This is a genomic window from Microbacterium sp. NPDC008134 (assembly GCF_042957055.1).
Classification (GTDB): domain Bacteria; phylum Actinomycetota; class Actinomycetes; order Actinomycetales; family Microbacteriaceae; genus Microbacterium.
The window spans coordinates 1135712-1148432 of record NZ_JBIBHO010000001.1; the positions used below are offsets into that span (position 1 = coordinate 1135712).

Consider the following 12721-nt stretch of genomic DNA (forward strand, 5'->3'; position numbering starts at 1 on the left):
CGCAGCGCGGCTAGGGTGGCACCGTGTCTGAGCCCACCGCATCGCATCCCGCCGAAGAGCGGGTGCAGAAGTTCATGGCCGAGTTCGAGGCGCAGTGGCGGATCGCCGCTCCCGCCTTCGAGGACCGCAACCCCGACGAGCCCCGCCGGGCGTTCGACCTCTGGCGCGATTTGATGGTCGAGACCACGCGAGAGCACTTCACCGACGACACCGGCGTGAACCTCGCCGGATCGTTCAGCCGGCCATCCGTGTACGGCCCCGACGTGGAGAAGTTCGTCCGCTCGGAGCAGGTCGATGACGTCTTCTACGTTCTGACGCAGACGACGTTGCCGCTGAAGAGCTTCCATGAGTACATGCTTCGGGAGCAGGCAGGCCAGTGGCGGATCGCTGCGATCGCCGACCACTACGGCGACCCCACTGAGCCGTTCGAGGACCCGGAGCACATGCGAAAGCGCGTCGCCGAGTGTGGTCCCGACGCGCCCTTCGACGAGATGCCGGAGGCTCAGGCGCAGCTGGATGAGCGACGCATGTTCACCGACCGCGTCGTCACACGCCCGCGAGACGGCGAGACGGACGAGGCGCGGGTGTCGCGGATCGGGACCCTCCGCACGGGGTCCGGTGTGCTGTCGGTGCTGGACTTCGGATACGACAACGACGACGCACGACCTCTCGCTCGCACGGTCTCGCCCGGAACGTACGTCGTGGAACGCGTCACGGCCTTCGGCCGCAACGCCGCGGTTCGAGTACTCTTCTCCGACCGGGACCCCGTGGCGTGGCATCCGGCGTCGATTCCGGGCAGCGGCCACGTCATCGGAGTGGATGCCGGGTGCGTCTGCATCGTCGACTACCCGGCGTACGCATCCGTCTCACGGCGTGCGAAGGCGGCAGCGTTCGACCGGTTCATCGCCGCGGAGAGCCCCACGGCGATCGAGATCTCGCTGGGCGCCGAGGAGGTCGGGATCGCGGTCGACTCCGGGTACGGCGACGGCAGTTACCCCGTCTACTGGGGAGTGGATGCCGAGGGCATGATCGTCCAGTTGGTCGTGGACTTCATGATGCTCGTCGACCAGGACGACGACGGCGTGCTCACCACTCTCTGAGCAGCCCCGTGAACACAGTCAGCTCGACCAGACCGAGAGCATCTGCCAGCCCTCGGGAATCTGCGCCTCGAGCGCGGCCATGTCGTCGGCCTCGATCTGGCGGACGCCGTCGCGGCGGTCGAACCGCGCGGTGGCCTCGATGCCCTGCGCGCCCTTGAGCATGCGCACGGGAGCCGACACGAGGTCGAACCCGTCCGGTGCGTGACTCTCGATCTGGCTGTAGACCTCGTCGAGCGAGATGCCGGCGACCTCGACGGTGTGGGATTCGACGGGACGGATGAGAGCGGCGAGCATCCGACCAGCCTACGACGGCTGCGAACGCAGTGCCCGACTTCGCACGTCGGCTGACGGGCAGATACGCTGGGTAAGGCCCACCTCACCAAAGGAGACTGCCGCACTATGGCTGACATTCAGATCTTCGAACCCGCTGGACGCGCGATCCCTTTCACCGTGGAAGGTGAAGGCCCCGCACTGATCCTGATCGCCGGGCACGGTCTGAACGTCACGTATCTCGAGCTTCTGTCTCATTCGGTGTCGGAGGAGGACTTCCGTGTCGTGAGCATCGGTTCTCGTCGTCCTTCGGGCGACGCGGTCACGATGCACGATCTCGCGCAGGACGTCGTCGATGTCATGGCGCACCTCTCGATCTCGGATGCCTGGGTCGGCGGTCACGCGTTCGGCGGCGCAGTCGCGCGCGTCGTCGCGCTCGACCACCACGATCGCGTCAACGGTGTGCTGCTGCTCGGCGTCGACGAGACCGGCCCGTCGGCCGAAGCGCTCGACGCGATCCCCGCCCCCGCGCGTGACGCCGAGGTCGATGCACTGCAGGCTGCCGCATGGGAGGCTCCCGCCCCGCTCGCCGAGGGCGTTCCCGTGCTCGTCGTGCAGGGGACCGAGGATCCGATCTCCCCGCTCGCGAACGGTGAGAAGCTGCAGGCCGCAGCTCCCGACCGCGTCAGCGTGGTGGGCGTGGACGGCGGCGGATACCTCTTCCCGTTCACCCACATGGGGGCGACGTCGTGGGCGATCGAGGACTACCTCGACTGGGACTGACCGCCCGGGCTGAGAGGATGGTCTGATGACCGCCACCCTCGTCGCCCAGAACCTCTCCGGCGGCTACGGCCACCGCATCCTCTTCGACGGCGTCGATCTGACGGTCGCGCCGGGCGACGTCATCGGTCTCGTCGGCGCGAACGGTGCCGGCAAGTCGACGCTCCTGCGGTTGCTCGCCGGGGCGAACGCACCGATCGAGGGAAGCGTCGCACTCGCTCCCGCCGATGCCTTCGTGGGCTGGTTGCCGCAGGAGCACGAACGTGTCGAAGGTGAGACCGTCGCGGAGTACATCGCGCGCCGCACGGGGTGCGCAGAGGCGACACGCCAGATGGATGCTGCGGCCGAGGCTCTGGGCGACCCCTCGCTCGCACAGCCCGGCGTCGATCCGGCCGACGCGTACTCCACCGCGCTCGAGCGCTGGCTCGCGTCCGGTGCCGCCGACCTCGACGAGCGGGTGCCGTCCGTCCTCGCAGACCTCGGATGGTCGAGCGGCGGTGCGCTGACTCCCGACGCGATGATGACCTCACTCTCGGGCGGCCAGGCGGCCCGCGTCGGGCTGGCGGCGCTGTTGCTCTCGCGATTCGACATCGTGCTGCTCGACGAGCCCACCAACGACCTCGACCTCGACGGTCTCGACCGGCTGGAGGCGTTCGTGCGCGGGCTCCGCGGCGGCGCGGTCCTCGTCAGCCACGACCGTGAGTTCCTCGCACGCAGCGTGACCAAGGTGCTCGAACTCGACCTCGCGCAGGGGACGCATCGTCTCTACGGCGGCGGGTACGACTCTTTCATCGAGGAGCGCGCGACGGTCAAACGGCATATGCGTGAGCAGTACGACGAGTACGCCGAGAAGAAGGCCGATCTGGTCGCTCGCGCGCGCACGCAGCGCGAGTGGTCGAGCCAGGGCGTGCGCAACGCGATGAAGAAGTCTCCCGACAACGACAAGATCAAGCGCAAGGCGTCGATGGAGTCGAGCGAGAAGCAGGCGCAGAAGGTGCGCCAGATGGAGAGCCGCATCGCGCGCCTCGACGAGGTCGAGGAACCGCGCAAGGAGTGGAAGCTCGAGTTCACGATCGGCTCCGCCCCGCGCTCCAGCACGGTCGTGTCGACACTGAGCGGTGTGGTCGTTCGGCAGGGCGGATTCACGCTCGGACCGGTGAACCTGCAGGTCGACGCCGGCGACCGCATCGGGATCACCGGGCCGAACGGCGCGGGCAAGTCGACGCTGCTGCGTACCCTTCTCGGCACCCGCGCCCCCGACGAGGGGAGCGCGAGTCTCGGTACCAGCGTGCAGATCGGTGAGATCGATCAGGCGCGCTCCCTGCTCGTCGGAGATGCCGCGCTCGCCGAGGCCTTCGAGCTCCTCGCGCCCGAGATGGCGTCCGCCGACGTGCGAACACTGCTGGCCAAGTTCGGGCTCAGAGCAGACCACGTCACGCGTCCCGTCGACGGTCTGTCACCGGGGGAGCGCACCCGCGCGGCTCTCGCGCTGCTGCAGGCCCGCGGCGTCAATCTGCTCGTGCTGGATGAGCCGACGAACCACCTCGATCTCCCGGCGATCGAGCAGCTCGAGCAGGCTCTCGAGTCGTACACGGGCACGCTAATGCTCGTCACGCACGATCGGCGGATGCTCGACGCGGTCGAGACCAACCGTCGGTGGAACGTCACCGACGGCCGGGTCACCGAGCTCTGAGCATCAGCGTCCCTGGCGCTTCTTGTACGGCTTGGGCTGGCCCTTCACGATGGGAGCCCGGCCTTTCCCCTTCGACGCCTTGGCCTTGCCTCCTGCGGGCGCGACGTTCTTCGGCGCGGGCGGGGGAGCGGCCGCGACGGCGGCCCGCGCCTCGACGAGGAACAGCTCGCCGACGCTCGTGAGTCGCGGCGTGCCCTCGCGGTTGATCAGTGTGTGCCCCACCTCTGCCTCGAGCTTGTCGAGCGACGTGTAGAGCGAGGCGAGCGGGATGCCGAGCTCCTTCGCAGCGCGCGGGAAGTGCAGGGACTCGGCGAGGACGACGTAGCGGCGCAGGAGGGCGATCTTCATGGGGAGGCTTTCGGGTCCGCGGCGATCGCGGCTCTCCTCTCAACCTACGGGATCGGTCGGACGCAGCGGATGCCGCGGCTCTGGCGAGCCGCGGCATCCGAAGTCTGGACTCAGGCGACCTGGGGCAGGACCGCGAACGACACGGCCCCTTCGTCGTCGACGCCCGCATCGAGGATCTTGTCGTCGAGCGCGACTGCGGCCGTCTCGTCGAGGAAGAGGCGGGTGCCCGAGATCTCGACCACCTGGTCCTGCGGTTCGGGATCGGTGGTCACCAGCACGGCGAGCCGGGACTCGCCGGTCGGGCCCTGGGCCTCGGTGGAGTGGATGCGCAGACCGGCATCCGGAGCCTCGCTCTGTCGACTCACGAGCGTGGTGACGATGGCGGAGGCGTTGTCGGTGAGGGTGAGCACGAGACTCTCCTTCCGGTTGGGGAACGCCGCGGTACCGCGACGTGTCCGGGCCACGATTCCGAACCACGACGAGGCTTTCAAGCCCGACGCGCCGGTTCGGAGGAACCTCTCACCTGCGCAACAGCTTTCGCAGGAAGACCTGATCCGTGCCGTCACCCTGAGGGATCCGCTCGCTCTCCTCGTACCCGCACGCCTCGTACAACCGGAGGTTCGCCTCGCTGAGGCTGCCGGTGAAGAGTTCGGCCTGCGGTGCGGTCGACGCCTGCTCGGCGGCATCCAGGAGCGCTCGACCGATGCCCTCTCCCTGCATGTCGGGGGCGATCGCGATCCGCCCGATCAGCAGGAGCTCATCGCTCTCCCGATAGCGGATCGCGCCCACCAGGCGTCCGTCGATCCGCGCGGCGAATCCGGTGCCGGTGGCGAGCTCCGCCCGCACCTCGTCGAGGGTCTGGGTGAGCGGCGGCATGTCCGCGCTGCCGTAAATCTGTGCCTCGGAGACGAACGCGGCGCGCTGGATCGTCATCACCTCACCGGCGTCCTCCTCTCGCACGGGCGCGATATCGATCCGCGAGGCGGCGCGCCGATCGTTCTGGTGTGTGGTTTCTGATGCAGTCACCCGCCCACGTTCGGTGGTGGCGGCGCAGAGTGTCAACCCCCTCGGAAAGGCCGCTCGATATCGATACCGTCGCGGTCAGGAGGTCAGAACATGGCAAGCAAGAGCACATCCACGACGGCCGCGAAGAAGGCCGGCACGAGTAAGCGCGGTGCGAAGACCACGCGTCCGCAGAACGCGGAGCAGGGCTTCACGGCCTCGCCGACGCTGGCCGCGAACCTTCAGTCGGTCCTCGTCGATCTGGTGGAACTCTCGCTGCAGGGCAAGCAGGCGCACTGGAACGTCGTCGGACGCAACTTCCGCGACATGCACCGTCAGCTCGACGAGATCATCGACGACGCCCGCACGTTCAGCGACACGATCGCCGAGCGGATGCGTGCGCTGCACGCCGTGCCGGACGGTCGCAGCGCCACGATCGCGTCGACCACGTCGCTTCCCGAGTTCCCGGCGGGTGAGGTGTCGACCACTGAGACGGTCGACCTCATCACCGAACGTCTCGAGGTGACAGTGGGCACGTTGCGTGACGTGCACGATGCCGTCGACGACGAGGATCCGACCTCGGCAGATCTTCTCCACGCCATCATCGAACGCCTCGAGCAGTTCGCCTGGATGGTGAGTGCGGAGAATCGAGAGCCTGCGGGGCGCTGAAGGGAGTGACCCGCACGGCCGCGCGTCAGGGGAGCGGCGCGCTGGGGTGCGGCCGGGTCAGTCCTTCGGGCTGCCTCCCGGCCGCACTGCGCTGCGGATGACGCGAGGCAAGACGATCCAGAGCGCGGTGACCGCCACCAGTGCGGCACCGAGCGCGATGAGTCCGGCGGTGCGATTCACGGTGAAGTCGACGATGAGGGTCGTGACTCCGATCGTCAGCGCGCCGATGACGATGAGATCGATCTTCGCGATGCGCGCGGCGATGTGCACGAGTTCGGGCTTGCGCCGCCGACCGAAGAAGGCGCGGTGCATCCCGACCGGGGCGAGGGCGAGGATCGTCGCGATCGCGGCCAGCGCCACCAGCACGACATACAGGTCGCGTTGAAGCTCGTCCATGTCGGTGAAGCGCGGCTGGAAGGCGACGGCCAGCAGGAAACCCGTCAGGATCTGCGTGCCGGTCTGCATCACCCGGAGCTCCTGCAGAAGCTCGTCCCAATTGCGGTCGGCCCGCTCGTTCGGGGTCTCGTCCCGGCCGTCGGCGCGGTCGTCGAACTCGGCTGCGGACGCATCGTCACGGCTCATGAGTTCAGTCTGTCCGCCGCTTCAGATCCGTGTCCAGACGCTTGACGTGGGAGGGAGAATGACAGCATGACCCTTCCCCCGATCCGCGACTGGTGGCCGCATCTCTCGACCGAGGCCCGTCGCAGCCTCCTCGACGGAGACCTCCCGCACCTGACGGAGGAGGTGCGCGAGGAGATCCGCGACGTCACCGGCGCCGTGGTCGGCATGCAGGAAACGCTTTCGGACGATGACCTCGAGTACGCGCGTGCCGAGGTCGAGGCATCCGACGAGTGAGCGCTCAGCCGATGGCCGAACCGGATGCCTGCTCCTCGCGCAGCCGCGGTTCGGTGCGTCGCTCGGGGCGCACGCCCGCCTTGTCGGCGTAGAACGCGCGGATGCGGTCCATGTCCGCGCGTACGTCGCCCGTGACCTCGATGGTCGGGCCGAGACCCGTCGTCATTGTCGTGCGATCCACGAAGCCGAGCGTCAGCGGCATCCCGGTCTCGGTCGCGATGCGGTAGAAGCCGGATTTCCAGAAGTCGTTGCCGCCGCGGGTGCCGTCCGGAGTGATCACAAGGCCGAAGACCTCGCCCGCGTGCACTTGGCTGACGACGTCGGCGACGACTCGTCCGGGGTTCTCGCGGTCGACGGGTACACCGCCGAGACGTCGCATGATCGGACCGCGCCAGCCGCGGAAGAGGCTCTTCTTACCGAGCCAGTGCACCTCGATCCCGAGCCGCCAGGAGATCGCCAGCATGAGGACGAAGTCCCAATTCGAGGTGTGGGGTGCTCCGATGAGGATCGTCGGTCGGGTGGGGACGGCGTCGTTCCCGACGAGCGTCCAACGGCTGAGGGCCCAGAAGAGGCGGGCTATCGAACGCGTGATCATGTCTCCACCGTACGGGGCACGGCTATCGGTCCGCTGGCGGCGAGGGTTCCTCGGAATCGCCCGCGAGACGGATGAGAGCGGCGGCCGTGCCCGGCGGGAGTCCCGGCACCGCATCGACGGGCACCGCGAGCGCCTGCAGCGCTCGACTGAAGTAATTGCGGAGCGAGGCCGCGAGCGCGATGTCGACGATCTGTCGATCGCTGAAGCCGAGATCGCGCAGCTCCTGCGAATCGGCATCCGTCATCGCCCTCGAGGTGGTCGACAGACGCGCCGAGAAGCGCACGACCGCCTGCTCGGCCGGCCCGAACCCGCGATCGTCGTGAGCGCTGAACGCCGCAAGCCCGTTCTCGTCGAGCACTCCGACCGCGAGGGCCCGACGGCCGTGCGCGAGAAGGCAGTGCGTCGAACCGATCGCGCGGGCGGCACCGAGGGTCGCCGCTTCGTACACGCGCACCCCGATGGACGGAACGATCGCATCGATGAGGTCCTCGAATGCGGCGTGCGCTTCGGGATTCATCGCCATGGCCTGCGTATGGGCGTAGACGAACCCGTCGTCGGAGATGTCGTCGGCGTACATCTCGGCGGCGTGCCCGTCGACGGATGCCGCATCCGGGGGAGTGATGATCATCGCTGCTCCTTCGCGTCGACGCTCGGGTTCCCAGCGAACGTTACGCCGCGCGGGCGTGCCACAACACCCGGATCGACGCCGACAGCTCAGGACAGGCGTACGATCGAGGGATGACCGATCAGCAGGGAGACGCCACCGAGCAGGACGCAGCCCTCGGGCTCGCGCCTCTGCCCGGAACCCTCAACCTTCTCGACGGGGATGCCGCGGGCCTCTGCAGCGGCGGCGTCTGCCACTTCCCCGCTCCGAAGAGGAGATAAGCGCCGGACGCCGCCGATCGGCGTCAGTGACCGCCGTGGAACTCTCCGCCGACGTCGTCGGCCGGCTTCCGCACGAACGGGCTCAGCGCCACGGCCGCGAGCGAGATGATCGCCGCGATCAGGAACGCCATACGTGCGCCGGGCGCACCCGCCAGCGCGGTCGACAGGCCCTCGTCCTCACCCGCGTGCAGGATCGCGGAGTACGTCACGAGCAGAACCGCGACTCCGGCCGCACCCGCCACCTGCTGCATGGTGTTGAGCACCGCCGAGCCGTGCGAGTAGAGCGAGCGCTGCAGTGAACCGAGCGATGCCGAGAAGAGCGGCGTGAACGACATCGCGAGACCGACCGACATCACGGCCTGCACGATCACGAGCACCCACCACTCGGTGTGCTCGCTGACGGTCGAGTAGAAGAACAGCGACGCCGAGACCAGGATCGTGCCCGGGATGAGCAGGGGACGGGTGCCGCGTGCGTCGTAGATGCGGCCCATGATCGGGCCGAGCAGACCCATCATGACCGATCCCGGCAGCAGGATGAGGCCCGCGTAGAACGACTCGAGGCCGACCACGTTCTGCAGGTACTGCGGAAGCAGCGTGAGCGTGCCGAACATCGACAGGGCGAGGATCGACATGATGATCACCGAGAAGGTGAAGTTCGTGGAGCGGAAGACGCGGAGGTCGAGCAGGGCGTCGTCGACGCGCTGGAGCACGAGCTGACGCCAGACGAAGAGCGCGAGCGACACGACGCCGACGACGAGCGCGACGATGCCGGCGGTCGCGCCGGCGCCGGCGCCTTCGCCGCCGAGCTGGCTGATGCCGAACACGATTCCGCCGAAGCCCAGTGCGGCGAGCGGGATCGAGACGATGTCGAGCGGCATGCGGCGGGTCTCGCCGAGGTTCGTCATCCAGCGGATGCCCATACCGAGGGCGATCAGCGCGATCGGGAGGATGATGGCGAAAAGTGCGCGCCAGTTGAACGCCTCGAGCACGGCGCCGGCGAGCACCGGGCCGGTCGCGGGGGCGAGCGAGATGACCATGCCGACACGACCCATCATCCGACCGCGGGACTGCGGGGGCACGACGTTCATGATCGTCGTCATGAGCAGCGGCATCATGATTCCGGTTCCGACGGCCTGGATCACACGGCCGATGAGCAGCACGGCGAAACCGGGCGCGATCAGCGACACCAGCGTGCCGAGCGAGAACGAGATCATCGCGGCGATGAACACCTGACGCGTCGTGAAGCGCTGCAGGATGAACCCTGTCGTCGGGATGACCACGGCCATGGTGAGCATGAAGGCGCTCGTGAGCCACTGACCGAGCTCGGGCGGGATGCCGAGGTCGGTGTTGAGGTGGGGGATCGCGATCCCCATCGTGGTCTCGTTGAGGATCGCCACGAACGCGGCGACGAGAAGCAGCCAGATCACGCGCATGTCGGAGCGAGCGATCGCCCCGTCGGCGGGAGCGGTGGTCGGAATCGACCCGGTGTCGACGGCAGACATACGGCCTCCAGGGCACAGGAAGGGAAGAGGTGCGCGAGAGCGCCAAGGTCATTCAGCGTAACCTCAGGGTCGGACATTTCATTCCGCGTCGGCGATATATCTGCCGAGGGCGGATGCCGCGGCCCCGGATGTCCGCACCGCTGGCTACGCTGACGTCATGAGCATGGGCGGCGGAATGGGCGGGCGGCACCCCGGAGGTTTCCGCGGTGTCGACGAAGAGGCCCAGCGCCGGTTGAACGCCGAGGCCCCGCGGATCAGCGGACTCGGCGCCCGGGTCGTCACGCTCTTCCGCCCCTACAAGTGGCGGATCGTCGTGACGGGCATCCTCGTCGTGCTGGGCGCCGGCGTCGCCGTGATCCCGCCGCTGATCGTTCAACGCGTGTTCGACGACGCCCTCTTCCCCGTCGACGGCGGCGGACCGAACCTCGATCTCCTGGTGTGGCTCGTGGTCGCCATGATCGGACTGTTCCTCGGGTCCGCGGCGCTCGGCGTCGGGCAGACCTGGCTCACCGCGACGGTCGGCAACAGTGTCACCGGCGATCTGCGGGTACGCCTGTTCGAGCACCTCCAGGCGATGGAGCTGGGGTTCTTCACCCGCACCAAGACCGGCGTGATCCAGTCCCGCCTGCAGAACGACGTCGGCGGCGTCTCGGGTGTGTTGACGAACACCGTCACCAGCATCCTGGGCAATGCGGTCACCGTGATCGCCTCGCTCGTCGCGATGATCCTGATCGACTGGCGACTGACGCTCATCGCGATCATCCTCATGCCGTTCCTCATCATCGTGCAGCGCCGCGTCGGGCAGGTGCGGGCGCGCATCGCCGGCGAGACGCAGGAGTCCCTCTCGGAGCTCACCTCGATCACGCAGGAGACGCTGAGCGTCTCGGGCATGCTGCTGTCGAAGGCGTTCAACCGGCAGCGGGCGGAATCGTCGCGCTACCAGGCCGAGAACCGCAACCAGGTGCATCTGCAGGTGCGCCGGGCGATGAGCGGACAGGGCTTCTTCGCGGTCGTGCAGGTCATCATGGCGAGCGTTCCCGCGATCATCTATCTCGTCGCCGGGTATCTCATCGCGGGCGGCACCGGCGCCATCACGGCCGGAACGATCGTCGCCTTCACCACGGTGCAGGCGCGGCTGCTGCAGCCGCTGATGGGGCTGATGCGCGTCTCGCTCGATCTGCAGACCTCGTCGGCGCTGTTCGCCCGCATCTTCGAGTACCTCGACCTGGTGCCGGAGATCGAGGACGCCCCCGACGCGATTCCGGTCACGGAGGCTCCCGGACCGCGTGGTCGCGTCGAGTTCCGCGAGGTCGTCTTCCGCTATCCCGACGCGACCGATGACGCGCGCCCCACGCTCGACGGCGTGTCGTTCGTCGCTGAGCCGGGACAGCACGTCGCGTTCGTCGGACCGTCCGGGGCGGGGAAGACGACGGTGCTCTATCTCGCCCCGCGCCTCTACGAAGCTCGCGGGGGAGCGGTGCTCTTCGCCGGTGCCGATGTGCGCACACTCACACAGGAATCGATCATCGACGACGTGGGCATCGTGTCGCAGGAGACCTACCTCTTCCACGCGAGCATCCGCGAGAATCTGCTGTACGCCAAGCCCGACGCGAGCGAGGCCGAACTGATCGAAGCGACGACGGCGGCGAACATCCACCACATCATCGCGGGCTTCGAGGATGGCTACGACACCGTCGTGGGCGAGCGCGGGTATCGCCTCTCCGGCGGCGAGAAGCAGCGCATCGCCATCGCGCGCGTGCTGCTCAAGGACCCGCCCGTGCTCCTGCTCGACGAGGCGACATCGGCTCTCGACACGGTATCGGAGCGCGTCGTCCAGGAGGCGCTCGACGAGGCGGCCAAGGGGCGCACGACCATCTCGATCGCGCATCGGCTCTCGACGGTGATGGGTGCCGACGTGATCCACGTGCTCGAAGCGGGCCGCATCGTCGAGTCCGGCACACACTCCGAGCTGCTCGCCCAGGACGGGCTCTACGCCGAGCTCGCGGCTCAGCAGGTCGCCGCCTCCCGTGTCCTCGCGACCGAGGCGGCCGTCGAGAAGACCGTCACCGGCGGCATGGCCACCGCGCTGAGCGATCGCCGCGCCGATCGCGCTCCCGACGACTCCGTGTCGGCGGACGCGGTCGAGACGTTGACGGCATCCGTTCCGTTGCTCGACGCGGAGACCGACCGTCGGATCTACCCGACCCAGAACTGAGCGACCGCGATCCGGTCGCGATCAGTGCGCCGACAGGCCTCCGTCGACGAACAGCGAGTGCCCGGTCACGTAGGCCGAGCCGGCGCCGGCGAGGAACACAGCGGCACCCGCGAAGTCCTCGGGAAGACCGTTCCGCCCGATCATCGTGCGCGCGGCGAGGCCGGCGACGGCCTGCGGGTCCTGCTGCAGCCGAGCGTTGAGCGGGGTCAGCACGAAACCGGGAACGAGCGTGTTGCTCGTGACTCCGGTTCCACCCCAGGCTTCGGCCTCGGAGCGCATGAGGGATTCGACCGCGCCCTTCGACGCTCCGTAGATGCCGCTCGTGGCGAAGGCCCGGTGCGCCTGCTGCGAACTGATGTGGATGAGGCGCCCGTACCCGCGCTCCACCATTCCGGGTGCGAAGCGCTGGCCGAGAAGGAACGGCGCGAGCGCGTTGACGGTCATCGTCGCGTCCCAGTCGTCCTCGGTGATCTCGACGAAGGGCGGGCGGATGTTGATCCCGGCCGAGTGCACCACGATGTCGGGCTCGCCGAACGGGCGCACCGCGTCCTCGGCGACGGCATGGATACCGGCGCGGGTGCTGAGGTCGCCGACGACGCCGTCCGCGGTTCCCCCGGCGTCGCGCAGTGCGCCGACGGTCTCGGCGATGCGCTCGGCACCGCGCGCGACGATGACGGTGGAAGCTCCCGCTCCGGCGAGGGCGGTCGCGATACCGCGTCCGATCCCGGAACTGCCGCCGGTGACGAGCGCCGTCCGTCCGGTCAGCGAGAACAGGCTGTCGAGGTAGGTCATGGGTCTCCGGGGTCG

Annotated in this window: 16 protein-coding genes; 7 read left to right on the forward strand and 9 right to left on the reverse strand. The window is 68.4% G+C overall.

The genetic code is table 11. The features are described 5' to 3' along the window. Nucleotides 1–23: 23 nt before the first annotated feature. The gene (locus ACFY9N_RS05285; protein WP_391477270.1) at nt 24–1100 is read left to right on the forward strand and encodes a DUF4241 domain-containing protein; all 1077 of its coding nucleotides are present in this window, start codon (nt 24–26) and stop codon (nt 1098–1100) included. An 18-nt stretch (nt 1101–1118) separates the two neighbouring features. Here ACFY9N_RS05285 and ACFY9N_RS05290 read toward each other — a convergent pair whose 3' ends face one another. Continuing rightward, on the reverse strand, nt 1119–1394 hold the full coding sequence (locus ACFY9N_RS05290) for a hypothetical protein (RefSeq protein ID WP_391477271.1): 276 nt from the start codon (nt 1392–1394) through the stop codon (nt 1119–1121). Between the two features lie 105 nt (nt 1395–1499). Between ACFY9N_RS05290 and ACFY9N_RS05295 the strand changes: the two genes are divergently transcribed. Together ACFY9N_RS05295 and ACFY9N_RS05300 are read left to right on the forward strand one after the other, a co-directional pair. Next, nucleotides 1500–2153 carry an alpha/beta fold hydrolase gene (locus ACFY9N_RS05295; RefSeq protein WP_391477272.1) on the forward strand — a complete coding sequence of 218 codons (654 nt, stop codon included), beginning with the start codon at nt 1500–1502 and terminating at the stop codon, nt 2151–2153. Between the two features lie 25 nt (nt 2154–2178). Continuing rightward, nucleotides 2179–3843 carry an ABC-F family ATP-binding cassette domain-containing protein gene (locus tag ACFY9N_RS05300; protein WP_391477273.1) on the forward strand — a complete coding sequence of 555 codons (1665 nt, stop codon included), beginning with the start codon at nt 2179–2181 and terminating at the stop codon, nt 3841–3843. A gap of 3 nt (nt 3844–3846) precedes the next feature. Here ACFY9N_RS05300 and ACFY9N_RS05305 read toward each other — a convergent pair whose 3' ends face one another. From ACFY9N_RS05305 to ACFY9N_RS05315, 3 genes are all read right to left on the reverse strand, one after another. Beyond that, a complete protein-coding gene (locus tag ACFY9N_RS05305) occupies nt 3847–4191 on the reverse strand; it encodes a LysR family transcriptional regulator (RefSeq protein ID WP_391477274.1) in 345 nt (114 codons plus the stop codon). Nucleotides 4192–4301: 110 nt separating this feature from the next. After that, nucleotides 4302–4601 carry a Fe-S cluster assembly protein HesB gene (locus ACFY9N_RS05310; protein WP_391477275.1) on the reverse strand — a complete coding sequence of 100 codons (300 nt, stop codon included), beginning with the start codon at nt 4599–4601 and terminating at the stop codon, nt 4302–4304. Nucleotides 4602–4710: 109 nt separating this feature from the next. Further along, nucleotides 4711–5124 carry a GNAT family N-acetyltransferase gene (locus tag ACFY9N_RS05315; protein WP_391478455.1) on the reverse strand — a complete coding sequence of 138 codons (414 nt, stop codon included), beginning with the start codon at nt 5122–5124 and terminating at the stop codon, nt 4711–4713. Nucleotides 5125–5307: 183 nt separating this feature from the next. On the opposite strand from ACFY9N_RS05315, the gene ACFY9N_RS05320 reads away from it, so the two are divergent. Further along, complete coding sequence (locus ACFY9N_RS05320) at nt 5308–5862, forward strand: Dps family protein (protein WP_391477276.1); 555 nt, start codon at nt 5308–5310, stop codon at nt 5860–5862. Between the two features lie 57 nt (nt 5863–5919). On the opposite strand, the gene ACFY9N_RS05325 is transcribed toward ACFY9N_RS05320, so the two are convergent. Continuing rightward, nucleotides 5920–6444: a DUF6328 family protein gene (locus tag ACFY9N_RS05325; protein ID WP_391477277.1), complete on the reverse strand. Its 525-nt coding sequence runs from the start codon at nt 6442–6444 to the stop codon at nt 5920–5922. Between the two features lie 66 nt (nt 6445–6510). Here ACFY9N_RS05325 and ACFY9N_RS05330 point away from each other — a divergent pair, with 66 nt between their 5' ends. Further along, complete coding sequence (locus ACFY9N_RS05330; protein ID WP_391477278.1) at nt 6511–6717, forward strand: hypothetical protein; 207 nt, start codon at nt 6511–6513, stop codon at nt 6715–6717. Between the two features lie 4 nt (nt 6718–6721). Here ACFY9N_RS05330 and ACFY9N_RS05335 read toward each other — a convergent pair whose 3' ends face one another. After that, nucleotides 6722–7312 (reverse strand): 1-acyl-sn-glycerol-3-phosphate acyltransferase, encoded by a 591-nt coding sequence (locus tag ACFY9N_RS05335; RefSeq protein WP_391477279.1) that lies wholly within the window; start codon nt 7310–7312, stop codon nt 6722–6724. A 22-nt stretch (nt 7313–7334) separates the two neighbouring features. After that, nucleotides 7335–7940: a carboxymuconolactone decarboxylase family protein gene (locus tag ACFY9N_RS05340; RefSeq protein WP_391477280.1), complete on the reverse strand. Its 606-nt coding sequence runs from the start codon at nt 7938–7940 to the stop codon at nt 7335–7337. A gap of 110 nt (nt 7941–8050) precedes the next feature. On the opposite strand from ACFY9N_RS05340, the gene ACFY9N_RS05345 reads away from it, so the two are divergent. After that, nucleotides 8051–8197, forward strand: coding sequence for a hypothetical protein (locus ACFY9N_RS05345; protein ID WP_391477281.1), 147 nt, complete (start codon nt 8051–8053; stop codon nt 8195–8197). A 23-nt stretch (nt 8198–8220) separates the two neighbouring features. Here the strand turns inward: ACFY9N_RS05345 and ACFY9N_RS05350 are convergent, their stop codons facing one another. Further along, entirely contained in the window at nt 8221–9699 is a 1479-nt protein-coding gene (locus ACFY9N_RS05350) for an MDR family MFS transporter (RefSeq protein ID WP_391477282.1), read from the reverse strand. Between the two features lie 163 nt (nt 9700–9862). Here ACFY9N_RS05350 and ACFY9N_RS05355 point away from each other — a divergent pair, with 163 nt between their 5' ends. After that, a complete protein-coding gene (locus tag ACFY9N_RS05355) occupies nt 9863–11914 on the forward strand; it encodes an ABC transporter ATP-binding protein (RefSeq protein WP_391478456.1) in 2052 nt (683 codons plus the stop codon). A 21-nt stretch (nt 11915–11935) separates the two neighbouring features. Here ACFY9N_RS05355 and ACFY9N_RS05360 read toward each other — a convergent pair whose 3' ends face one another. Continuing rightward, nucleotides 11936–12706 (reverse strand): SDR family NAD(P)-dependent oxidoreductase, encoded by a 771-nt coding sequence (locus tag ACFY9N_RS05360; protein ID WP_391477283.1) that lies wholly within the window; start codon nt 12704–12706, stop codon nt 11936–11938. Nucleotides 12707–12721: the final 15 nt, after the last annotated feature.